Annotated in this window: 19 protein-coding genes; 2 read left to right on the top strand and 17 right to left on the bottom strand. The window is 42.9% G+C overall.

Annotation, left to right across the window (positions count from 1 at the left end):
- Nucleotides 1–20 precede the first annotated feature (20 nt).
- From CHU92_RS13605 to CHU92_RS13580, 6 genes are all read right to left on the bottom strand, one after another.
- The gene (locus CHU92_RS13605; RefSeq protein WP_094416479.1) at nt 21–2,288 is read right to left on the bottom strand and encodes a cation:proton antiporter; all 2,268 of its coding nucleotides are present in this window, start codon (nt 2,286–2,288) and stop codon (nt 21–23) included.
- Between the two features lie 115 nt (nt 2,289–2,403).
- Nucleotides 2,404–3,120 carry a LytR/AlgR family response regulator transcription factor gene (locus CHU92_RS13600; protein WP_094416477.1) on the bottom strand — a complete coding sequence of 239 codons (717 nt, stop codon included), beginning with the start codon at nt 3,118–3,120 and terminating at the stop codon, nt 2,404–2,406.
- Complete coding sequence (locus CHU92_RS13595) at nt 3,089–3,835, bottom strand: histidine kinase (protein WP_094416535.1); 747 nt, start codon at nt 3,833–3,835, stop codon at nt 3,089–3,091. Before CHU92_RS13595 ends, CHU92_RS13600 begins: the two co-directional genes overlap by 32 nt.
- Before the next feature lie 4 nt (nt 3,836–3,839).
- The gene (locus tag CHU92_RS13590; RefSeq protein WP_094416475.1) at nt 3,840–4,214 is read right to left on the bottom strand and encodes a rhodanese-like domain-containing protein; all 375 of its coding nucleotides are present in this window, start codon (nt 4,212–4,214) and stop codon (nt 3,840–3,842) included.
- Nucleotides 4,215–4,247: 33 nt separating this feature from the next.
- A complete protein-coding gene (locus tag CHU92_RS13585; RefSeq protein ID WP_094416473.1) occupies nt 4,248–5,078 on the bottom strand; it encodes a GNAT family N-acetyltransferase in 831 nt (276 codons plus the stop codon).
- Nucleotides 5,078–5,602: a thioredoxin family protein gene (locus CHU92_RS13580; RefSeq protein ID WP_094416471.1), complete on the bottom strand. Its 525-nt coding sequence runs from the start codon at nt 5,600–5,602 to the stop codon at nt 5,078–5,080. Before CHU92_RS13580 ends, CHU92_RS13585 begins: the two co-directional genes overlap by 1 nt.
- A gap of 183 nt (nt 5,603–5,785) precedes the next feature.
- Between CHU92_RS13580 and CHU92_RS13575 the strand changes: the two genes are divergently transcribed.
- On the top strand, nt 5,786–6,220 hold the full coding sequence (locus CHU92_RS13575; protein ID WP_094416469.1) for a response regulator: 435 nt from the start codon (nt 5,786–5,788) through the stop codon (nt 6,218–6,220).
- A 94-nt stretch (nt 6,221–6,314) separates the two neighbouring features.
- Here CHU92_RS13575 and CHU92_RS15915 read toward each other — a convergent pair whose 3' ends face one another.
- From CHU92_RS15915 to CHU92_RS13525, 11 genes are all read right to left on the bottom strand, one after another.
- A complete protein-coding gene (locus CHU92_RS15915; protein WP_165764667.1) occupies nt 6,315–6,464 on the bottom strand; it encodes a hypothetical protein in 150 nt (49 codons plus the stop codon).
- A 72-nt stretch (nt 6,465–6,536) separates the two neighbouring features.
- The gene (locus CHU92_RS13570) at nt 6,537–13,733 is read right to left on the bottom strand and encodes an Ig-like domain-containing protein (protein ID WP_094416467.1); all 7,197 of its coding nucleotides are present in this window, start codon (nt 13,731–13,733) and stop codon (nt 6,537–6,539) included.
- A 249-nt stretch (nt 13,734–13,982) separates the two neighbouring features.
- Nucleotides 13,983–14,795: an enoyl-ACP reductase FabI gene (locus CHU92_RS13565; protein WP_094416465.1), complete on the bottom strand. Its 813-nt coding sequence runs from the start codon at nt 14,793–14,795 to the stop codon at nt 13,983–13,985.
- Nucleotides 14,796–14,857: 62 nt separating this feature from the next.
- A complete protein-coding gene (recN, locus tag CHU92_RS13560; protein WP_094416463.1) occupies nt 14,858–16,510 on the bottom strand; it encodes a DNA repair protein RecN in 1,653 nt (550 codons plus the stop codon).
- A gap of 26 nt (nt 16,511–16,536) precedes the next feature.
- Nucleotides 16,537–17,427: a type IX secretion system protein PorD gene (porD, locus tag CHU92_RS13555; RefSeq protein WP_094416461.1), complete on the bottom strand. Its 891-nt coding sequence runs from the start codon at nt 17,425–17,427 to the stop codon at nt 16,537–16,539.
- Nucleotides 17,420–18,631 carry a bifunctional phosphopantothenoylcysteine decarboxylase/phosphopantothenate--cysteine ligase CoaBC gene (gene coaBC, locus CHU92_RS13550; RefSeq protein WP_094416459.1) on the bottom strand — a complete coding sequence of 404 codons (1,212 nt, stop codon included), beginning with the start codon at nt 18,629–18,631 and terminating at the stop codon, nt 17,420–17,422. The genes porD and coaBC overlap by 8 nt, the downstream gene beginning before the upstream one ends.
- A 9-nt stretch (nt 18,632–18,640) precedes the next feature.
- Nucleotides 18,641–18,958: a DNA-directed RNA polymerase subunit omega gene (locus CHU92_RS13545; RefSeq protein WP_094416457.1), complete on the bottom strand. Its 318-nt coding sequence runs from the start codon at nt 18,956–18,958 to the stop codon at nt 18,641–18,643.
- A 6-nt stretch (nt 18,959–18,964) separates the two neighbouring features.
- Entirely contained in the window at nt 18,965–19,759 is a 795-nt protein-coding gene (locus CHU92_RS13540) for an outer membrane protein assembly factor BamD (protein WP_094416533.1), read from the bottom strand.
- A gap of 155 nt (nt 19,760–19,914) precedes the next feature.
- The gene (locus tag CHU92_RS13535; RefSeq protein ID WP_094416455.1) at nt 19,915–20,427 is read right to left on the bottom strand and encodes a ferritin; all 513 of its coding nucleotides are present in this window, start codon (nt 20,425–20,427) and stop codon (nt 19,915–19,917) included.
- A 27-nt stretch (nt 20,428–20,454) separates the two neighbouring features.
- A complete protein-coding gene (gene dapA, locus CHU92_RS13530) occupies nt 20,455–21,339 on the bottom strand; it encodes a 4-hydroxy-tetrahydrodipicolinate synthase (RefSeq protein ID WP_094416453.1) in 885 nt (294 codons plus the stop codon).
- Between the two features lies 1 nt (nt 21,340).
- Nucleotides 21,341–21,859, bottom strand: coding sequence for a DUF6913 domain-containing protein (locus CHU92_RS13525; RefSeq protein WP_094416451.1), 519 nt, complete (start codon nt 21,857–21,859; stop codon nt 21,341–21,343).
- Nucleotides 21,860–21,898: 39 nt separating this feature from the next.
- Here CHU92_RS13525 and CHU92_RS13520 point away from each other — a divergent pair, with 39 nt between their 5' ends.
- Complete coding sequence (locus CHU92_RS13520; RefSeq protein WP_243389609.1) at nt 21,899–22,693, top strand: 5'-nucleotidase C-terminal domain-containing protein; 795 nt, start codon at nt 21,899–21,901, stop codon at nt 22,691–22,693.

Below are 22,693 nucleotides of genomic sequence, written 5' to 3'. Positions count from 1 at the left end.
ACTACCTGCAAATATGGCATTTATGGCTTTATAATTAACAGCGAGGGGGTATGGTTAAGCCATATACTGCGCGATTCAATAAGTTTACGCCAGCTCTCAACACTTATTATCATCAGGTCCTGGCCCTGCAGGAATTCTTTTTCGAGCTTCCTCTGGTTTAGCAGTTTTATATGGTTAGGTGCGGTATGCTCAATACTTTGTATCGTTTCCTTGATATGCGGGTTATCCTTGATATGGCTTGCATTAAGCACTGTAACCTGTGATCCGGCATTGCTTATAAGTTTGCGGGCATAATCAATAAGAAAGGCATCTGCCGTATCAAAAATGGCCACAAAAACTTTTTCGGTGCCTTTAAATTCTTTATCAACAAATACCCCCACAGGTGATTCTGTTTTGTTTAATATTTGTTGTGTCTTTTCATCGAAAGGCGAATTTTCAAAGAGTTTTTCCTTACCTGTAAAAGTGTTGAGCAGGCTTTCAGGATTTATAATCCGTGTAGTAAAGCCTAGTATCTTGCCCAGCAGCGTACCTTCAAAAATGGATTGCCCAATATCAATTAACACCAGGTCAAACTCGCCTTTATTTGCCACGGTTGCTATATCCGCATCCATATCGGTAGTGGCCCGGAAAAGGGTGGTTACCTTCTGTTTGAGCGTTTCTGCTTCAGCTATAATAGGCTTAAAGCTTTCCTTCTCATACTCGTCAATGTTGAATGTATGGATTTCGTTACTGGGCGAAACATGCATAGCCGTAACCATGGCATTGCCACTAAGCTTGCGTACAAAGCTGTTGGCCAGGCGTAACAGTGTTTTTCCACCTTCAGGACTGTCAAATGATACGAGTACTTTGAACTGGCTTACCTGCCTGATTTCGGCTGGTATGTAGTTCTTTTTCCTATTGAATATAAAGCCTATAAGGTCCAGCGCCGGCCCTGTCATAAAAGTAGTAGCCAATGCCATGATAACCATCATGGAAAAGACCTCTTTAGAAAGTACACCAAGGTCAAAACCAATGTTTAGAACAATAAGTTCCATGAGCCCGCGGGTATTCATGAGGGCACCTATAGTAAAGCTGTCACGCCAGTTCTGCCCCACAAACCTGGCAGTGATGGCGCTTCCAAGGAATTTGCCTACTACAGCCACAAGAATGATAAAGCCACACACTTCCCACATGTAAGGGTCATCAAGAAGGCCAATCTGTGTCCGGAGGCCGGTAAATACAAAAAAAAGAGGCAATAACATGATTTGCGAAACATCCTCCACTTTTTCAATGAAAAGGTTCCTGAAGCGCATGCTCTCCGGCATAATAGCACCGGCCATAAAAGCTCCAAAAAGGGCGTGTATCCCTATAATTTCGGTAGTGTAGGCTGAAATCAGAAGTGTGAGGAAGAATATAGCCACAACGGGTTTTGAAACATTTTCTTTATTGCCATAGAGGTCGCCAATCCTTTTCAGGAATGGCCGGACAACATAAAGCATCAGGAGTACATATAGCACCGAAAGCCCTAATATGTAAAGTGAACTTACGAAAGAGCCTGCTTTTACAATAGCAATTACAGCCGCAAGTATGCACCAGGCGGTGACGTCATCTGCGGCAGCACAGGTAATTACAAGTGCTCCAATACGGGTGCGGTGCAGCCCCCTTTCCTGCACTATCCTGGCCAGAACCGGAAAAGCGGTAATACTCATGGCTATACCCAAAAAAAGGCAGAACGAGGAAAAAGCAATACCCTGCGGTGCAAACTGGTCATAGATGAAATAAGCCAGAACCGTACCAAGTGTAAATGGGATGATGATGCTGGCATGGCTTATTATCACGGCATCTTTCGCTTTATTCCGCAGTACGCTCAGGTCCAGCTCCATACCCACGACATACATGAATAGTATAAGCCCTATCTGGCTCAGGAACTGGAGGTTGCCCAATGATTCTTTTGGAAAAAGCAGGGCTGAATATTCCGGGAAGAACATGCCCATGAGCGATGGCCCCAACACAATACCGGCAATCATTTCGCCAATTACAGTAGGCTGGCCTATGCGCTTGCATATCCAGCCGAACAGGCGTGCCACAAACAAAATAGCTATAATCTGCACCAGCAGCAATGCAAGCGGGTGTGTAAGATTAACATGTAATGAGTCAAGAAAATCCTGCCACTGGCCCTTGCCGGTAGTTTTATCAACTATTTGGCGGCCCGCTTCAAGCTTTTTGCCGTTCTTTAATGCCCAGAATATAATTGCAGAGAAAATAACTATAACCGCGATGTAAAAAAGGCTGTTCTTAAATCTTTTCATGATTGTGGCTTAATTATGGCGCAATATTACTGAGAAAAAAACCATGCAGGCATGGCATTGCCCTGTCTTGTAACAGGATTTGTAACGAGTAGGCTAAAATATGTAATAAAATACACTATTGCCTTACAAGCCTGGCAAATTCTGCGCGGTAAATTTCGCTAAGGGGAAAAGTGTAGGCCCTGCCATCAGGCATGTTGATATCGGCAGTAATTTCGTCATGCGAATAATACTGAACATGTTTAAGGGCAATAGCGGCCCTTTTATTAATCCGTACAAAATCATTCTGCGGAAGCAATTCCAGCAGCTTTTCAAAAGAAAGGTTTTTGGCAAGTATACGGGAATTATCATTAAGCAGTATTACCTTATCCCTGCTGTCAATATCTGATGTCATGATGCAAAAAATCCTGTCAGTTGTAATCAGGGCTTTGCCCCTGTCGGTATTCAGCTGCACCTGCTTTACCTGGACGGGCTTTTCCATGAGTGCCATTACTTTTTTTACAGCCTGCATCAGGCGTTCGGGCTTTACAGGCTTTACTACATAGTCAACCGCATCCCTGTCAAAGGCATCTACGGCAAAATTTTTATAAGCTGTAGTAAAAACCACCGCCTTGCCTCTGACTGCGTCTGCCACCTGCAGGCCGTTGAGCCCGGGCATCTCTATATCCGATATCAGGAGGTCATACTCGAGCGTATTTTGTTCTCTCAGGAATATTTCGGGGCTGTTGAAAGCCTTTATAACCTCAAGCTCCGGTATCTGCTCACAAAGCATCTTCAGGTAGGCAAGCCCCGGGAGCTCATCATCAAGCAGTAAGCATCTGATTTTTGTGTTCAAGCAGGTTGATTTTTAATTGTGCTACGTATACGTCTTCTTCAATATAACGCTCCAGCCGGAAACAGGACTTATAAATAATCCTGAGCCGCTGCTCAAGCGTTGTTGATCCAATGCCGCTATGCTCTTTGAGGAAAGTAGATTTACCAGATATTTTATTGGACACTGTAAGCATAAAATTATTATCCCTGAATTCAATTACGACCGATATAAAAGCATCCGGGCTTTGCAGGTCGGCATGTTTAAACGCGTTTTCAATAAGGTCAATTGAAATAAGCGGCGCCAGTATCTTTTGGTCATAGAGCTGGTCCTGTTCATCAATTTTCTTTTTTATGCTCATTGAAAATAAAGGGCTTATCTTTATTTTATTAATTTCAATGAGGTTAAGCGCAAAATCTATTTCCTCGCGTGGGCTTACAAAGCGGTTTTGGCTTTCATATAATATATAATCCAGCACATTGGACAATTTATCCATAGCGAAGTAGGTCTGGTACGCGTGGGACTGTATAGAATTGAGGATATTTTTAAACAAGTGCGGATTGAGCCGCCCTTCAAGGGTTTGCAACTGAAGCGTATTGAGTTTGTTTTCCATATCAAGGAAACGGTCCTGTAACTCTTCCTTTACCTTTTGAGATTGTTTTAGTTTTACGGATAATGAAATAATCACCGTAATTGCTACAGCAAGGAAAGTTAGTAGTATAATGGTGAGGGCTGGCATGGTTTTATTTTTGTACCGGCTGTCCGGCTTCCGTCCAGGCATCCATTCCGCCTTCCAGCTCTACAATATTTTTAAAATTGTTTGCCTTCATGATGGCTACGGCTTCGGCACTCCGCCCTCCTACTTTACAATACACGTAAACAGGCTTATTTTTATCAAGCTTATTTATCCGCTGTTCAAAATCTTTGTCATAAACATGCAGGTTTACGGCATAAGCAATACGCCCTGCTTTGTATTCCTTAGGGGTACGCACATCAATAACCTGGCCTTTGCTGGCAGCCATTTCCCGGGCAAACTTAACCGGGGGTAATAATTTATGCTGAGCCTGGCAGGTTAATAACCCCAGCAACATTATAATAGCAGGAAGTATAGTTTTCATTGTGTATTTTTTTGTAAAGATAATAAAATGCGCCTAGTAGTACATTTTCATTTCGTACTGGCCGAAATATTCTTCCAGACCAATTTTCCTGAAGAAATTAACGCCGCCCTTATCCGAAAGGTCATAGTTTACAAAATTTATTTCCCCAAGCGTAGCCAGATGGCCAAAGATAGCACTGCCCACACCTTTGCGCCGCCATTCCGGCTTTACACCAAATTGCTTGGTCCTTCCGTTAAAAGTATCGTAAATAGCAAAACCTGTCCGCTCATCGCCTGCATAAGCCTCAAAAAAACGGTGCCTGCCCTTTGCCCGTTCTATGCACTGCCAGTTGTTTTGCCAGGTAGGCTGTACGGTAGCGCATGTGGCAACAAAATCCCAGTCAGTACCACCCACCTCCTTTACAGCCACATTATGTATTCCTGCCACCTGCGGAATCCCTTTAAAAGAAGCTATCTCACGGACAGCAGTAAAACCCATATTTTTATAGATATGTATGGCGGGCAGGTTATCATTAAGGACTTCGAGCTGGTGGTGCCTGTACCCCTGCTCTTTTAGCAGTGGCAGGATGTAAGTATACATCTTCTGGGCTATCTGCTGCCCCCTGTATGGAGGGACAACGCCCGTACCGGCATTAAAAACATATTTTATTCCGCCTGTCTGGTCTAGGCCATGAAGTAGGAAGCCCACCAGCCTGCCGCCGACAAATGCGCCTGCAGAAGCTTCTGGTTTAATATTTTCGGCAGCAAATTTTGTAAGAAGAAAATGCTCATTAACATTAAATTTAATTTTATAGTCAGAAAATGCTTCATTAAAAACTTCTGCGATAGCAGCTAAAGGCACTCCCGCTAATGTCCCTATCTCCATTATTTCTTTATTATAAATGTACCTGCTATTAGTGCCAGTTCCTTATTAGTGAGTTTTGAAGTATTTTTAAGTATTCTTATAAATTCTTCTGTTTCTTCTTTAGTGGCAGGGCAGCCTATATTCTCTTTATTGCTGTCCAGCGAATCTTCCAGTACCTTGCCCTGCGTATCCAATATTACAAAAAATGGGACGCCGGAGTCACTGCCGTTATATTGCGCGAGCAACCCTTCCGCACCCGGATTTTCGAGATCCTTCTTCTTTGGAGGCTCCTGTACATCAAGGTGCGTAATCACATAGTACCGGTCAAACAATGGCTTCAGTTGCGGAAGGGCCATCTGGCTGTCCATCTTCCTGCACCAGCTGCACCAAGAGGCCTGAAAAATAAGAAAAACCTTTTTATTTTCTTTCCGCGCCGTAGCAAAAGCTTTTTCCATAACTGCAGAAGCAGTCAATTGCGGCTGCGCTCCCCCTTTCAGGTAAATGGTCAGGAATATGGCTGCCAGCAGGATTCTTTTTACCTTCATAATTAATTAAATTTTTAGTTGACGCAGCAAGTTATAAAATTTAGGCTTCTTTTTGTAAGATATTATACCAATAACCTTTTTTTAACGAGGAAATGCTTTTTTTTAAGATTAATTATTAGTAGCATTTGCCTAAAAATATATACTTTGCAGCTTTAAATCAAAAAGCAAGCAGGAAGGATTACTATGAAGATGCACAGGGATATACTTATTATTGAAGATGATGAAGATGACAGGGAGATTTTAAAAGAGATATTCAGGGATTTAGGATACAAAAACAACCTTGTGTTTTTTTCTGATAGTACGCAGGTAGTAGAATACCTCAGAAGGCCGGACATTCACCCATTTATTATTATTTCAGATATCAACATGCCTAAACTTGGCGGGTTTGAACTGCGCGATACAATACTTAATGAAGAAATACTTATGGACAAAGACATCCCGTATATATTCATTTCAAATGCGCAGGATGAAAAATCCATTAAAGAGGCCAACAAGCTGCACATTCAGGGCTTTATCCAAAAAGGCGATGATTACGCCAGATACAAGGAAAAAATAAAGAACCTGGTTGATTACTGGAGGGAAAACATTAATACTTTCAAGTCAAAGAAAACTTCTTAGCCTTACAGTTTTGCCTATATTATCAGTTCTTAAGATATTTTTTTTTTAGGGAGCAGCCGGCTAAGTGTACTTTTGCTGTCGTCTCCTCCCGCTATCAGCTATATCTCCGTGCCGCCATAAGTGCGGCGGCACGGAGGATGCCGCTTCTATCGGGGCTGTACCTATACACCAATACTTCCCGGCCGGCTTTATCATGCTGCACTAAATACTTCCTTACCAAACTATAGGTAGAATTACTCATCATAAATCTAGTTTTTCTTTAAAAAAAAAAGGCTGCCCCATTCCTGAAGCAGCCCTTTTTTATAAATATTAAAATTTACTGTTTTTTAACTACTTTTATAGTTGTAACAGTATCGCCAGCAGTAACATTAACTATATAAGTGCCATCTGCTAGTGCTGACATGTCAACTGTAGCCGAAGCAGCGTTAAGCTGTTGCTTAACAACCGGCTGACCAAGCATATTATATACTTCAACAGATGTAATTTCTGTAGCGTAAACCAGGTTTAGCCTGTCTTTTACAGGGTTAGGATAGTACGAGAATGACGCGGCATCAAATCCCCTGTTACTTAATACTTCTGTAATAAGTACTGCCAGCGGGGCGCTTGTGCAGCCGCCAACCGTAATGGTACCCCAGTAAGTATTACCGGCAAATACCTGTGTGCCCGGAGCATATGCTGATGTACCTGCAATAGCGTCAGCCTGTGTCGGATACCATATTACACCCGTTTCATTTACTACAATATCTTCAATTGTGGCTTCCTCAGGTGTAGCAGCGGTTATGGCCTGCTGTGTATCGCCTGTTGGAGCATTTACATTGACTATAGTTACCACAAAGTTGTCCTGGTCCGTACAATTTGGTGTAGTACCGCTTTGGGCATATACATAAATAGTCTGCGTTGAAGTAATCACTGTACCGGCGGCAAGCACTGTACCTCCTCCGTTAGGGGCAGTATAGTAGTTACCTGTTGTAAGGGCAGGGAGTATGTAGCTTCCACAAGCTGTTACATCATTAGGGGCAACAACTACAGGGGCATTAAATATTGTTACTACAAAACTGTCTTCAGAAGTACAGTTAGGCGTTGTACCTGTTTGTGCGTATACATAAATTGTCTGCGTTGAAGTAATCAGGTCACCTGCCAAAAGCATGGATCCGCCGGCATTAGGTTGCGTGTAATAATTTCCTACTGTAAGGGCAGGAAGCGCATAGCTTTCGCAAGCCGAAGCATCATCAGGCGCAACAGCAACAGGTGCATTAACTATAGTTACTACAAAGTCGTCTTCAGCAGTACAGTTTGGTGTAGTGCCGCTTTGGGCATACACATAAATAGTCTGCGTTGAAGTAATCGCAGTACCGGCGGCAAGCAAAGTGCCTCCCCCGTTAGGAGCCGTGTAGTAGTTACCTGTTGTAAGGGCGGGAAGCGTGTAGCTTCCGCAAGCCGTAACATCGGCAGGAGCCGTAACGGTAATGTTGTTTATGGCCACTACAACTTCAGTCCTTGCTGTACTTTCGCATCCGTCTATTGTTTGTGATGCAAAATAGTTTTCACCGTTAACTAACGCTGTAGTACCGTCAAGTGCAGTACCGCCTGTTGCAGCGGCATACCATTTAACAGCCGTTCCCGTAGCAGCAAGGCTTGCAACTGTAGCGCCTGAACAGAAACTCTGTGCAGCGTTGGCAGTTGGTGCATTAATAGCATTAACCGTAAGTACACCGTTTACATTTGATGTACCGTTCCAGGGGCCGTTTGTAGCACCATAGAGGTAAGGGCCTGTTAAGTATTGGTAACGGAATGCATAATAATAGGTGCCTGCTGAAAGGCCGGTAATATTATAAATAAACTCATCATTATTACCCACCTGAACATTAAATGCAGCCGGTTGCCATGCAGATTGAGGCCATGTTGCAGGATCACTGTTGGTTGTTGAAACGGCAACCCAGGCCTGCATTCCGGCAGCCTGCCCCGGGCCATTGGTGATACCGTCTTTCCATACTTGTCCGTATATGGTATGGTTTCCGCATGTGTTGATAGTACCGTTTGGAGGGAACTGCAGGTTGCCCCAGCCTATTGAGCAGTCCGTACTGTTCACAGTAACGGTTTGGACTGATGTACAACTGCCAAGTGTAGCTGTAGCTGTGTAAACCGTGTTGGCAGTAACGGAAGGTTTCACATATACCGTCCTTGCGCCGGTTCCGGCTACATAAGGCAATGTCGCTGCCGCATCAGTATAAAGATCTGTAGCAGGTGTCCATGTAACTGGTGTTTCAACCTGTCCTGCAAAGATTAGGTTAAACCTTCTGGTAGATAAAGTACCTGTTGTTGCTGTCAGGTTATTAAAGTTGAACAATGTTGTATTAGCGCCCGAGTCTGTGAAAAACGTCTGGGCATTATTGGTAGAGTCGATACCTGTATGGCTCACACTTATTACAATATTTGATGTACCGTCCCAAATATATGGAGTAGTAAATGTAATTGTATTTAGGCCTACAGCGTGGTTATAAGTAACCGGGCCGAATACAGTTGCAAAGCCGGCTTCGTTTAAGTAGGTTGTATTAGGGAATACAGCATTGGCAGTAGTACCAACCCTTACTGTATAAGCTGATGTACTTGAAGCACTGCCTACAGTAGCTATATTATAGGTAATAGCTGTAATTGGGCCAGCTTTTAATCCTGCGGCTGTCAGTTCAGCAGCGGTGTAGATAGTCTGGCTCTTATAACTGATCCTCCTGTTGTTAAATGCCGTTAACTCTTCTGTATCAGTGGTTCTTGTTGTAGCTGTACCTATTGTAACAGTACCATTTGTTAAACCTCCTGTTGCTGAAAGAGTAACAACCGTATTGTTGCATACAGGATTTGTAACCGGTGATATAGCCAGAGCCGAAGGCCTTGGATTAACCGTAATATTTACTGTTGCAGTACTGCTGCACAACGCGCCTCCCGTTTGCGATGCTGTAAGCGTATATACGGTAGACGCTGAAGGATTAAACGCCCAGCCGCTTGTAGCATTGCCCGACACTCCTGTAGCCGGAGCCCATACGTAAGTGTCGTAATCTGAAGCACCTGCGGTAATGGTTATTGCAGGTGATGTGTCGCCATTGCATATTGTAGCAGCGTTACCACTTAATGTAAATGCAGGGGCCGGGGTAACAGTGGCTGTTACAGGTACCCTGGCAGACAAACAGCCCAGCTGGCCTCCAAACCTTACATTCAGCCTTCTCGGGGATAATGTCCCTGTTGTGGTAGTACCTGTAAAACTGGTAGCCCATAAGACCGTATTTCCTGAAGTGGCAGTAAAAAATGTTTGTGAGTTATTAAGAAGGTCTGCTCCATCCATTCTTACTTCTACAACAATGTTTGATATACCATCCCAGTTGTAAGGAGTGGTAAAATCAATGGTTTGCCATCCTGATGCTGTATGTGTATAGGTTTGAGGGGCATAAACCGTTGTAAATCCTGATGTAAGGAAAGTTGTACCAGTAAATGCAGTTAAACCTGTTGTAGCAATTCTTACCGTAAAGTTAGCATTTGTTTCACCATCTCCCAAAGTAGCAATATTATAAGCCATTGAGGTGATGTTACCCGCAGTAAGGCCAGCAGCCCTAAGTTCCGAAGCTGTGTAAATTGTCTGGCTCCAGTAGTTTGGCCAACGGTTGCAGAATGCAGTAGGCTGCTCAGTTGAACCTGTGAGTGTTGTACCAGTGCCTATAGTAGCAAGGCCTGCCGTTGTAGAACGCGCCGCAGCAAAATAGCTGGTAGTAGTGTTTATAGAAGGCGTCACAAAAGTATTGCCTGTACCTACCTGGTTACCTGCTGTTGCAGCATCAAACCATACAATATCAGCCCCGGCGCCAGGAGTAGCCTGTAACGTTACCGTTCCGGTACCACATCTTGAAGCTGAAGTTACAGAAGCCACTGTATTTGAAAACACAATCTGTACAGGAACTGATGTAGCCGAATCAGGTCCAGCTGCACATGTTACCCGCAGCCTGTAAAATAATGGTGCTGTAGGCACTGTTGTAAATGTTGTTGACGTAGCAGTACTGATATCAGTATAGTCTGTCCCGTTAACAGAACTTTGCCATTGATAGGTAACGCCGCTTCCGGTAGTGCCGCTTTGAACACTAAATGTTACTTCAGTACCCGCACAAATGTTATTGGCTGAAACTATAGTGTTGCCGGGAGCAGGAGTACCGCTGCAGGCATTAGATTCTGCATAAGAAATAAACCCGGTATAGTTAGCCACCGGTATAGCGGCATTGGCTGTTACTGTATTAACAGCAGGGGCGGTATTAGCTGCAAAGGTTGCCACGCTTCCTAATGCTGATGTGTATTCACCAGACGCCGTTGGTGCTATAACAGGAATATTAGCCGCAACAAGGTTCGCATCGCCAATCCTTACATTAATATTTGTTATTGTACCTGATACTATAGGCGCTTCCCATCTCCTGCCTGTGGCAAGGTTGGTTATAGAGGCATTTGCGGTACCAGAGTTACTGTCAAAAGCTTCAGCCTTTATACTGGCAACCGAAGTAGTAGCCGGCGCCAGCGATAGCGGGGCATAAGCCGCCTTACCCACAGGGAAAAGTAAAAAGTTGGTGTTTGTATTATTATTAGCTATAGTCCTTGTAAAAGGGCCTGCTATATAGGCAATTGTACTGCCTCCGTTTAGTGTACCGGCAAGTGTTGCAGTACCAAGCGTCAGCAGGTTGGCATCTGAAGTATTTACTTTGCCCGATGTCAATGTAAGCGTATTGCTTACGGATAATGGAACATTTAGCGTAACCCCTGAAGCATTGGCATTATTAACCGTAAGTGAATTAATATTAGCAGTTGGCGTGGTTGCAGAGTTGGCAAAAGTACCGGTTCCTGAAAGCTGCTGGGCATTGGTACTGGCCGCCGCAGTACCATTTAAAAAGCTACCGAATGTTAATGTACCTGTGCTAATGTATGAGCCATTATTCACAAGATTGCCATTAAGGTATACGATAGTCCCGTTATCCCTGAATTCGCCACTTGCGTTAATTGTCAGGTTACCGTTAATCCCAAAGCTTGAAGTTGTGGAAACATGGCGGTTTCCAGTTGCCGGGCCATTTATTATAATATTATTAAAGGAGAACCTGCCAGACCCAACGAATGTTGCTATCCTGAAACCGTTAGCTGCATTACCCCCGGCATCTGATGAAGTTCCATCTCCGAAACGCAAAGTATGGCCTGAGGTAACATTTACTGATGCCACACTATTATTGAATGCAAAGGTATTTGAAGCCGTAGAGTTTGCATGAGGATCAACAATTGTAAGTACACCGCCAGTCCAGTTGATAAGGTGTGTATTTATTTGCACAATCGCGGTACCACTCGCCACAGAAGTAGCTGCCGAACCGCTATTCCCATCTATGTTTATCTCACCACCGGAATGGTTGAATACCGAAAGTGCATTATGAACCATATTACCATTTATGTTCAAGACGCCTCCGGTAACTGTCAGGGTTCCATTATTGATTAGAGGATTGTTATTATTGCTGCATCCTATTGTAAAATCTCCCGCAGATACTACCAGGGTGCCTCCCGGATTAATGGTTACTAAAGCTGCCTGGACACCCTCAGTATTAGCGGTTACCGTAAAACCTGATGCGACAGATACTGCATCGCCACATTGGGGTACAGTCCCTTTATTCCATATCGAGGGATCATTCCAGTTTCCACTGGCAATAGGGGTGAAGGGTATGTCATTATTATTTATACCCAGAAATAATCCTGTGGTTGATAAAAGATCAGCAGCCGAAACTCCGGATCTTTGTCCCGAAGGTATAGGGGTTCCGGGATTATGAGTGCCACTTATAGCACTGTTAGAAAGCATAACGCGCGTATTGTTATTAAATGCTGTAAATGCGTTTGGTGCAAAAATAGTTACCCAAAATGACGCCGCCACAGGCGAAGTTCCGTCAAGGCTCACTTGAAAATTCCCATCCCAACGATCTGAGATTACATAAGTCCCATCAGTAACATTTACTCCGGAGAGACCATTAGCATGATTGTAAGTAACAGTATAACGCCCCCCTACAGTAGGTGAAGTTCTTCCAAGATAAAAAATCCTTTGTTGACCTTCAGGGGTAAAGAAAGGATACCTTCCGGCTCCACCGGTAGGTATAGATGTTGGGGAAGCAGTGGTGTAACCTGTTTGTGTACCGTTCCACCACCTGGAAAACCTGCCGCCGGGTAAGAAACCACCGTTAGTAAATGTAAATGTACCGCCGGTAGAGGCGTTACTAATTCCAAAAATCAGAGTATTTGTGCCTAAGTTTATCCTGGCATTAGAAATATTCAGGTTATTCTCTATACTTATATTATTTACAAGCCAGTTGATATTAGGTGTCGCAGTATTTGTATTTGCAAAGATTAGATTTCGTATGCGGTTATCAACAAATGTACCTGTACCACCAATAGTCTGAACAACAGGCCCATTAAGGACTAATGATCCATTTGTTGTTGTACCTACAGATAAATTTATTGAGCCATTATTAGTAATATTGCCCCCTACTGTAAGTGTTTTGCCGGTTGTCCCATTAAAGACATTTACTAAACCTCCATTAGCAATATTCAAATTTTCACTTATGCTAAATCCTGTTGGTAATGTAGCATACGCTAAAGTACCATTTACTGTTAAAAATCGGGCACCTTGATTATCAGCATCAATAGTTACAGTATGCCCTGCTGAGATAGTTACAAAATCCCCCAATGTAGGAACAGCGTTCGCGTCCCAGGTGGAAGGGGTGCCGTAATTGCCCGATGCTACTGAAATAAAAGTACCCGGTAGTCCTGAAGTTAAAGATATGTTATCAATAACGGCAGGCGGCTGTGTACCACCGGAAGTATCACTCTTCCAGTAAAAAATAAGCCTGAAAGTAGTACCAGCAAGCGATGCTGGAAGAAAAAGTGTAGCAGTCTGCAGGGTTCCCTGCTGATTTCCGCTACCTACAAAAGTAGACCCGGCTATGTCAGCAGGAACTAAAGTAAGCCCATTGCCGGGATAGGCCGTACTTCCAACAGGTATTATAGTTGTGGGAGCTACAAAAACCTGCCACATATCCCAGGTGCTTTCCCCCTGGCCTAACCAGTTAAAACTCAGGATAATCTTGGTTTCACCCGCAGGCACTGTTATGTCCCGGTAAAAATAATTTGATGTGGGAACTGTTATATCATAGGCGTGCGTAGTTCCTGATGTATTGGAAACATACGCCGAATTTCCTGTAATTGCTCCGTTAGAAACTACTGTGCCAATTACCCAGGGGTTATTGGCAGAGTTTGACACTGTCCAGCCGTTAGCGGGAAAGGTAGGGCCATTATTAAACCCTCCTTCGGCAGCAGGGTTAATGAGTAAGGTCTGTGCATTTCCCGCAAAGCAGGCAATCAATACAGCCAGCATCATAAACCTGCGCGTAAACCGGCAAAGCTTAATCAACTGCGATTTAGCAGACGGGGTACTCCCATACTTGTTTTGGTAAAAATCTATCATAAAAGTATTATTAATTATAAGTTAATAAAATTATAAAATTTGTGAATTGAAGTGTTTTAAAAAAATATTTTTACGAATAAAATATCTTTTAACATAAAATTTATTAGATAACAAACAATTAACCACAACATTATTGGCTGTATTTAAATTAATATTATAAATAAATTAAAATACAGCAAAAAAGGCTAACATACTTTCCAAAAAAAAAGCCCCATAATCCGGGGCATGTATAGTAAATAAGCCAGATACTTATTCTCCTGCAAGGCGTTCCATAACTTCTGAACTTACCCCTGTAGAGGAGTACCCGCCGTCATGAAACAGGTTCTGCATGGTCACCATCCTCGTAAGGTCGCTAAATAGTGTGATGCAGTAATCGGCACATGACTCTGCATCAGCATTGCCAAGTGGCGCTATGGCATCGGCAAAATCATAAAAATCGCCAAACCCTTTAATACCTGTACCGGCAGTTGTTTTTGTTGGTGATTGCGAAACAGTATTGATGCGTACTTTTTTCTCTTTGCCATAGTGATAGCCAAAACTACGGGCTATAGATTCGAGCATGGCTTTGATGTCGGCCATATCGGTATAAAATGGATAGGTGCGCTGTGCTGCCATATAAGTAAGGGCCACAACACTTCCGCCTTCATTTATGGCGTCAAGTTTTTTGGCAACACTCAGCATTTTGTGCAGTGACATAGCAGAAACATCAATACCTTTCATAAAATAATCATAGTTTGACTCGGCATAAGGTATGTTCTTCCTGATGTTTACGCTCATGCCGATAGAGTGTAGCAAAAAGTCAATTTTGCCGCCAAGTATTTCCTGGGCTTCCACGTATAGTTTTTCAATATCTTCCACACTGGTGGCATCGGCAGGTATTATTTGTGAGCCTGTTTTTTCGGCAAGGGCCTTAATTTCGCCCATCCTCATTGCTATAGGGGCATTGGTCAATACAAATGTCGCACCTTCTTCATGCGCTTTTTCAGCTACTTTCCATGCGATGGAATTTTGGTCGAGCGCACCGGTTATAATACCGCGTTTACCTTTTAATAGATTATACATATTGATTGGGTTTATTTTTATTTGCTGTGTTATGGTTAGCCGGACAAATATATATTTTTTTTTCAGTTCAGCAACGTCCGGGCGTGATTTAAGGCGGAGTCACTAATATCACGGCCAGATAACATTTCGGCTATTTCCCTTATTCTTTCTTCTTTTGCAAGCAGCCTCAGTTCAGAAACCGTAGTATCTCCTTTAGTGCTTTTATAAACTTTATAATGCTGGTCACCTTTAGAGGCTATCTGCGGCAGGTGAGTTATGGCGAATACCTGCATTGTATCGCTCATGGCTTTCATGATATCACCCATCTTGCTGGCTATCTCTCCAGACACGCCCGTATCAATCTCATCAAAGATAATGGTAGGAAGTTTTGAGTAAGCAGAAAGTACTGCTTTTACGGCCAGCATTATACGGGACATTTCACCTCCGGAAGCTACTTTTTTCAGCAAGCCAAAGTCAGTACCCTTATTGGCTGAAAAGAATAGCTGTACAGCATCTTTACCGGCAGGATAATAGTTATCCGTAAGGTGTATTTCAAATTTAAACCTTGCATCGGGCATACCCAACAGGGCAAGTATATCTGTTATCTTATTTGCCAGAAGGGGTATGGCTTTTTTCCGCCGGTTGTTTATAGTAAGTGCCGTTCCATCAGCAGTTGCTTTGGCTTTTTCAGCTTCGGCTGCCAGCCTGTTTATTTCAGCGTCAAGTTCATCAGCCATCATCACTTTGTTGTCAAGCATATTTTGTATGGCAAGTAATTCTTCAACAGTAGCTACCTGGTGCTTTTTTTGCAGGGTGTATATAAGCTGTAGCTTCTGGTTGATAAACTCAAGGCGTTCCGGGTCATCGGTAAGCGACTCTAAACCTGCCTCAAGTTCGCTATTGATGTCATCAAACTCAATAAGCAGGCTCGAAACCCTTTCATACAGCTGTCCGTACACTATAGAAATAGTACTTATTTTTTGCAGCGAAAGCTTTATTTCTTTCAGGTTTTGCAGCACGCCCGCCTGTTCATCATTGGCAATAGAAAGTGATTTAGCCAGCGCTTCTTTTATGGCTTCAATATTAGAAAGTTTTTCCAGCTCCTGTTCCATTTCTTCCTGCTCGCCTTCTTTAAGGTTGGCTGACAACAGTTCATTCAGCAGGAAAGTATTATAGTCCTGCTCTTTAGCCAGTGTTTCTTTTTGCAGCCGCAGCTCTTTCAGCTCTGCCTGTATATGCCTGTAGTGTGAAAGCTGTTGTTTATATGCTGCAATAAACTCGTGATTTTGAGCCACAGCATCAAGAATTTGTATCTGGTACTGTTCATCACTAAGTTCCCTTGTCTGGTGCTGTGAATGGACGTCAATGAGGAAATCGCCCAGTTCCTGCAGCTCAGGAAGATTGACCGGGCTGTCGTTTATAAAAGCACGCGATTTACCCGAAGGAAGTATCTCCCTCCTGATGATGGTTACCTCTTCATAATCAAGGTCATTGGCTGTAAAAAAATCCTGCAGGTTATAATCGGCTACCCTGAAATGCCCTTCAACAACACATTTCTGCTCTTTATCTTTAAGGGAGGTAAGGTCGGCACGGCGGCCAAGCACAAGGCCAAGCGCCCCGAGGAGTATTGATTTACCCGCACCTGTTTCACCGGTTATGATAGAGAATTTATCCGAAAAATCAATAGCAAGATGCTCAATAAGAGCAAAATTTTTAATATATAGCGATTGTAGCATTGTGCTCCGGTTAAAACACAAATATACTATTTTATATTACTCCATTTGCCCGAATTAAGAGGTGAAAGCCTGTTAAGGTTATCAATAACCTCTGTAAGGGTAATAGATGGCCCTCCAGAAAATAAGCCCACAATTTCATCAGACTTGGCATCAAAAAACAATCTGGTCAGAAAAGCATTTGGCCGCACGCTGTGTACTTTTATAAGGGTTTTTAGTGATTTGGCAGCATTTTCTTTGGCCTTTTTGGCATCTTCACTCATCAGGTCTAGCGACTGCAGATGGTATTCATAAAGCGCCTCCCTGTATGGCGTAAAAGTATTCGACAGGATATCATTCACCATAAAGAAACGGTTCTGGTTGCCCCCTTCGCCCTGGTTCCAGCCTTTGGTGCCACTTTGCTGGGCAAGGATTACCATGTTCTGAGCCGCTGTATAATATTCGGTACCGCCGTTAAGCTGGAAAGAATCGGCATCAAAGCCTATAATCATGTTAGCATAAAAAGCAATAATGGCCATGAGGTTGCCGTCATAGCTGTTCGGATTATAAAAAAGTACCTGCCCTTCCGTATAATTGAAGGTAACGTCTTTGTCATTATAATTAAAAATCGGAGATAAATATGTAGAATTGTATATAGGCCTTGATGACTGCACCTGAAGGGTTGCGGTAAAAGAACTGTTGTTGTCAAAAGCGGATATGTTGAAAAACATGGAGCATTCTATTTTTTCATTACGGGCAAAGTTACGGTTGGTCCACCTCGTATTATTTATAAAATCAGCCAGGGCACGCTCAAGTGTCCTGAATATCTGGGGATTGGCATCTGTAATCCTTTCATAGTTGATTTTTACCTCACAGTTAAGCTCCTGAGCTTTGGCTGCAACTGAAAAGAATACAAGCAGTATTGCTATCCATTTATACATTGAAATGTTTTTTTATTGTATTGATTATATCTTTTGCCACCTCTTCCTTGCTCTTCAGTTCCTGTGGCTGAATGTTTAAATCACTGTCAATAAAGGTAACTTTATTAGTCGCTTTACCAAAACCCGCACCCTCATCATTAAGCGAATTAAGCACTATCAAATCTAAGTTTTTTTTCCTGATCTTGGCTTTGGCATGCTCAATTTCATTTTCTGTTTCCAATGCAAAGCCGATAAGGAACTGATTTTTTTTAACTGCACCCATTGAAGCCAGTATATCTACTGTTTTTTCAAGTTCCAGCATCATGATTGGCTCGTTCTTTTTTATCTTCTGCCCTTCAGGGTACTTTGGCCTGTAATCAGCCACAGCGGCAGCAGCTATTGCTACATCAGCATCTTTAAAATGCTCCCGGCAGGCTTCATACATTTGCTGTGCCGATTCTACCCTAATGACCCGGATATTGCTGTGTGACCCCGACAGGTACGTAGGGCCGCTTACCAGCACTACCTGAGCTCCTTCATTTGCGGCAGTATGGGCTATATCATATCCCATTTTGCCGGTTGAATGGTTTCCTATAAAACGTACGGGGTCTATGGCTTCGTATGTGGGGCCTGCGGTAATCAGTATTTTTTTTCCGCGCAGTGGCATTTTGCCTTCAACGTCTTTTTCAATAAAAGCCAGAATATTTTCGGGTTCAGCCATCCTGCCCTCACCTGAAAGGCCGCTGGCCAGCTCTCCGCTTTCGGCCGGTATCATTATGTTACCGTAAGAAGACAGCTTATTAAAACTGTCAAGTGTTGATGGGTGCTTATACATATCCAGGTCCATGGCCGGGGCATAGTAAACCGGGCATTTTGCCGAAAGATAAGTTGCTACCAGTAGATTGTCAGCATTGCCTGATACCATTTTAGCCATGGTATTGGCTGTAGCGGGGGCAATCACAAAAATATCGGCCCACAGGCCTAGCTCTACATGGTTGTTCCACACGGCGTTTTCATCTTCTTCATTATAAAACGAAGAATGCACCGGATTTTTAGACAGCGTGGAAAGTGTGAGGGGCGTTATAAAATCTTTAGAGGCAGGCGTCATGATAACCTGTACCTGAGCGCCTGCCTTTATGAATAGCCTTACCAATGAAGCTGTTTTATATGCGGCAATGCCGCCGGATATACCAAGCAGTATCTTTTTACCGCGCAAAACAGACATAGCAGTATATTATTTATTAGCTTCCCTGTATGATATTTTCCCCTCAAGCCACTCCTGCACGGCAAGGGCATGTGGCTTAGGAAGCTTTTCATAGAATTTTGAAACTTCAATTTGCTCTTTGTTCTCAAAAATTTCCTCAAGGCTGTCATTATAAGTAGCAAACTCTTCCAGTTTTTCAATCAGTTCTTTTTTTATTTCACCGTTGATCTGGTTTGCCCTTCTTGCCATAATGGTTATAGCTTCGTAAATGTTACCTGTTGGCTCTTCAATCTTACTTCTGTTATAGGTAACCGTATTTACCGGAGCTGTTGTTTTTTTTAAATCCATGACTTGTTATTTAGAAAATTTTTGTAATTCACTATCAATCCTTGACAGCATTTCGTCTGCCTGCTTTTTGTATTTAGTGTCACTCCTGAATTTTACCAGGGCAGCATAGCTTGCTTTGGCCTGCTGGAGCCTTTCCAGCATTTTGTCCGGTACGCTGTTTATAGCCAGCTGGTAAGCCGAATTAAGCTTGTAGTACATGGCATCTTCTTTGTATGGAGTGCCCGGATAATCTATTATAAAATTATCAAGCGCTTTGACCGCGGCTTTATAATCCATTATGGTGTTGTACTGCTTAGCTATTTCATAGGCTTTTTTCTCCAGTTTCTCCCTCAGTTCCTTAACCAGCTGGTTAGCTTCGGGAAGGTATTGCGAATTGGGGTAATTATCTATAAAGTTCTGCAGCTTGTCTATGGCCTTGTTGGTATCCACCTGGTCCAGGGAATATTCCGGCGACAAAAAATAGTAACTCTTTGCCCCCAGGAAAGATGCTTCTTCCATTTTTTCGCTTCTGGGATAACCAGCGGCAAAACTTTCAAACTGGTAACCGGCAAGGTAGTACTGCTTTGTTTTATAATACGATTGTGCAAACATATAAAAAAGCCGTTCGGCCTGCGGTTTACCCTTGTAGGAAGGGGCAATTTGTTCAAACAGCCTTATGGCTTTTTCATACTTCCCTTTGTTATACAGATCAGCCGCCACCTCGTTCTTGAACTTCACGTCTTCCGATTTAAGGGCCTTCTGGAAAGGGCTGCAGGAAGAGATAAGTACTGCAATGATAAATATATAAATGTATTTTGCCATGTGTGTCATAAAGTTTTGCCTTGAGGCAGGGCTTTCTTTTAAAGCAACTGCAAATTTAGTTAATTATCAGAGAAAACAAAATCTTTTTTAGGCGGCATAAAACCACAAAAAAAGATGCCTTGAAGCATCTTTTATTAAACTTATTTTTCTTAAAATTATTGTACGATATTGTGGCCTGTTGCCGAAAAATTCTTCATGTCATTATCAAACAGGTACAAACCACCTTTATCATCGCCAATAAGGTCTATCTTATCAAGTATTACACGGGCAGTAGCTTCTTCCTCTATCTGCTCACTCACATACCACTGCAGGAAATTGTGCGTCGCATAATCTTTTTCAGACAGTGATATATCAACCAGTATATTGATACATTCCGAAACCCTGACTTCATGCCTGTACAGCTGCGTGAAAAGTGTTTTGAATGAGGTATAATCAAGCCTTGGCTCTTCAAGCGCTGAAATAACGGCATGCCCACCGCGCTGGTTTACATACTTTACCAGCTTCAGCATGTGCTGCCGCTCCTCATCACTTTGCTTGAACATAAAGGTGGCAATGCCCTCAAAACCCTTCACTTCTGCCCAGGAGGCCATGGCCAGGTATATTTGTGATGACTCTGCCTCTACTTTTATCTGCTCATTGAGCGCAGACTGCATTATTTCTGACAACATAACAGTAATTATTAAAGTGATATGGGCCTACAAATTACGTATTTTATTTACAAAAGCCTTAATTCGGGCTGCTAAATCTTCGTTAACGTTTACCAGCGGAAGCCTCACGGTTTCTTCGCTAAGGCCAAGTGCTGCAAATACACACTTAATACCTGCGGGGTTACCCTGCTCAAAAATCATGTCAATAGCATCCGCTAAAAGGTAGTGCAGCCTGTAGGCTTCGTCTACTTTCCTTTCAAGCCCAAGGCGAACCATATCGCTAAACTGCCTTGGGAACCCCTCGCCTATTACCGAGATTACGCCTGCACCGCCGGCCAGCACCATAGGCAGTGTTATCATATCATCGCCCGATATTACCAGGAAACCTTCAGGCTTGTGCTGTATCAGCTTCATGGCCTGTACAATATCGCCCGCTGCTTCTTTTATACCTATGATATTTTTAAAGTCGTTCGCCAGCCTTGTCACCGTGGCCGGAAGCATATTGCTTGCTGTCCTGCCAGGGACGTTGTAAAGAATAACAGGGACAGGCGAAGCCTCAGCAACCATTTTAAAATGCTGGTAGATACCTTCCTGGGTTGGCTTATTGTAATAAGGCGACACCGATAGTACAGCCGTAAATTTTGATAGGTCGCGGCTTTTAAGTTCGGCTACTACCCCGGCTGTATTGTTGCCTCCCACGCCCAAAACCAGGGGCAGGCGGCCGTTGTTAGCCTCAATAACAGTAGTTATTACCAGTTCTTTTTCTTCTTTGGTAAGCGTGGCCGACTCGGCTGTTGTGCCCAGCACCACAAGATATTCAATACCGCCGTCAATCTGGTAATTCACAATTTTCTTTAATGCCTCTGTATCAACCGAAAAATCTTTTTTAAACGGTGTTACAAGGGCTACGCCGGTGCCTGTAAGTGCCTGCATGTTATATTTTGTTTAGGATTTTTAAATATTTGAAAAGTTCCGTTATAAACTCGGCGTGCTTTTCAGCTACCGTACTTATCATAAAATGGTTAAGCCTTTTATCAACTGTGGCAAAACCTACCTTAAATTTAGCTTTTGATTTCAGCGTTGCCCAAACCAGTGGCGGCTTCTCTACATCATAATAGCTGATAAGCATATCAAAAGGAGTGTTAATAAATGCCGCAACGTCCTCTTTTATAAATTTGCCCTCACCTGATATTTCCTTGCGGGTATAGTGGTTATAACTGATAATTTCTTTTTTCTTTATCCGCTCTTTAAAACTGAGGGTTTGTATATTTTGGGCTTTTATGCCATTTTGTGCCAGGTCATTTATTAGTGCCTCTTTATCGGTAAAATAGCTTTTGTCAATCAATATACCTACTGTAATTATAATGTCCGGGGAAGATACCGGCTTGTACTGGGATAATGTTTTCTTAATGTTTTTTTTCAGGCCGAAATCTTTAATAAACTTTAAAAACATAGTACTTTTACTGTTTCATTACAAAATTAAACCAAATAAGTGGCTTCACAAATCATATATTCAAAAAAGTACAACGCATTACTATACCGCTTTGTTTTATCCGTAACTTTATTTACCGCCCTTTCCTGCTCTACCGGGCTAAGGAACAACAAGATAGAAGGAAACAAAATACCGGTTACGGCTGATCAGCCCGCAAGGCAGGATATTGAAAATTTTGTAGCGCCATACCGCACCTATATTGATAATGACCTGGATATAGTGCTTGCCTTTAACCCAGAGACACTTGACAAAAGCAAATCAATTGAAAAGTGGCAAACCGGTATAGGCAACTGGATGGCTGATGTTACTTTTCAATATGCTGATAAAGTGTTTTTTGCCCGTGAAAAAAAGCATGTGGATGCTTGCCTGCTGAACCACGGCGGCATACGTGCCATAATGCCCCAGGGCAATGTTACCGCACGCACCGCTTATGAAATAATGCCTTTTGAGAACAGCCTGATAATTATTGCCCTGAAAGGCGAGCAGCTAAATGAAATAGCGCAGTATTTTGCCAAAGAAAAGAAACCGCACCCGCTGTCAGGAATGCGCATTATTTTAGGTAAGGATGGCTCAGTTAAGAGTATTAGTGTAAATGGGGCGCCTGTGGTTAATGAACAGGTGTATTATGTGGCCACATCAGACTACCTGAGCAACGGCGGCGATAACATGGCCTTTTTTAAGAAAGGCGTAGCCAGCTATGACATGAATTATAAGTTGCGCAACCTGCTGATTGATTATTTTAAGGATGTTGACACCATTACCGCCAGCAAAACAATAAGGGTAAGCGAAGAATAG

Source organism: Flavobacterium cyanobacteriorum (genome assembly GCF_002251835.1).
Taxonomy (GTDB): Bacteria; Bacteroidota; Bacteroidia; order Flavobacteriales; family Flavobacteriaceae; genus Flavobacterium; species Flavobacterium cyanobacteriorum.
The sequence above is the reverse complement of the archived record's forward strand: the minus strand, read 5'-3'. Positions and strand labels throughout refer to the sequence as shown.

Coding starts and splice junctions, on each gene's coding strand:
- CHU92_RS13580 (WP_094416471.1), bottom strand. CDS start 5,602: ATGAAGGTAAAAAGAATCCTGCTGGCAGCCATATTCCTGACCATTTAC.
- CHU92_RS13590 (WP_094416475.1), bottom strand. CDS start 4,214: ATGAAAACTATACTTCCTGCTATTATAATGTTGCTGGGGTTATTAACC.
- CHU92_RS15915 (WP_165764667.1), bottom strand. CDS start 6,464: ATGATGAGTAATTCTACCTATAGTTTGGTAAGGAAGTATTTAGTGCAG.
- recN (WP_094416463.1), bottom strand. CDS start 16,510: ATGCTACAATCGCTATATATTAAAAATTTTGCTCTTATTGAGCATCTT.
- dapA (WP_094416453.1), bottom strand. CDS start 21,339: ATGCAGGCACTTACAGGCACCGGCGTAGCCCTTGTAACACCGTTTAAA.
- CHU92_RS13535 (WP_094416455.1), bottom strand. CDS start 20,427: ATGTTGTCAGAAATAATGCAGTCTGCGCTCAATGAGCAGATAAAAGTA.
- CHU92_RS13565 (WP_094416465.1), bottom strand. CDS start 14,795: ATGTATAATCTATTAAAAGGTAAACGCGGTATTATAACCGGTGCGCTC.
- CHU92_RS13595 (WP_094416535.1), bottom strand. CDS start 3,835: ATGCCAGCCCTCACCATTATACTACTAACTTTCCTTGCTGTAGCAATT.
- CHU92_RS13545 (WP_094416457.1), bottom strand. CDS start 18,958: ATGGATTTAAAAAAAACAACAGCTCCGGTAAATACGGTTACCTATAAC.
- CHU92_RS13585 (WP_094416473.1), bottom strand. CDS start 5,078: ATGGAGATAGGGACATTAGCGGGAGTGCCTTTAGCTGCTATCGCAGAA.
- CHU92_RS13570 (WP_094416467.1), bottom strand. CDS start 13,733: ATGATAGATTTTTACCAAAACAAGTATGGGAGTACCCCGTCTGCTAAA.
- coaBC (WP_094416459.1), bottom strand. CDS start 18,631: ATGTCTGTTTTGCGCGGTAAAAAGATACTGCTTGGTATATCCGGCGGC.
- CHU92_RS13525 (WP_094416451.1), bottom strand. CDS start 21,859: ATGTTTTTAAAGTTTATTAAAGATTTCGGCCTGAAAAAAAACATTAAG.
- CHU92_RS13575 (WP_094416469.1), top strand. CDS start 5,786: ATGAAGATGCACAGGGATATACTTATTATTGAAGATGATGAAGATGAC.
- CHU92_RS13605 (WP_094416479.1), bottom strand. CDS start 2,288: ATGAAAAGATTTAAGAACAGCCTTTTTTACATCGCGGTTATAGTTATT.
- porD (WP_094416461.1), bottom strand. CDS start 17,427: ATGTATAAATGGATAGCAATACTGCTTGTATTCTTTTCAGTTGCAGCC.
- CHU92_RS13540 (WP_094416533.1), bottom strand. CDS start 19,759: ATGGCAAAATACATTTATATATTTATCATTGCAGTACTTATCTCTTCC.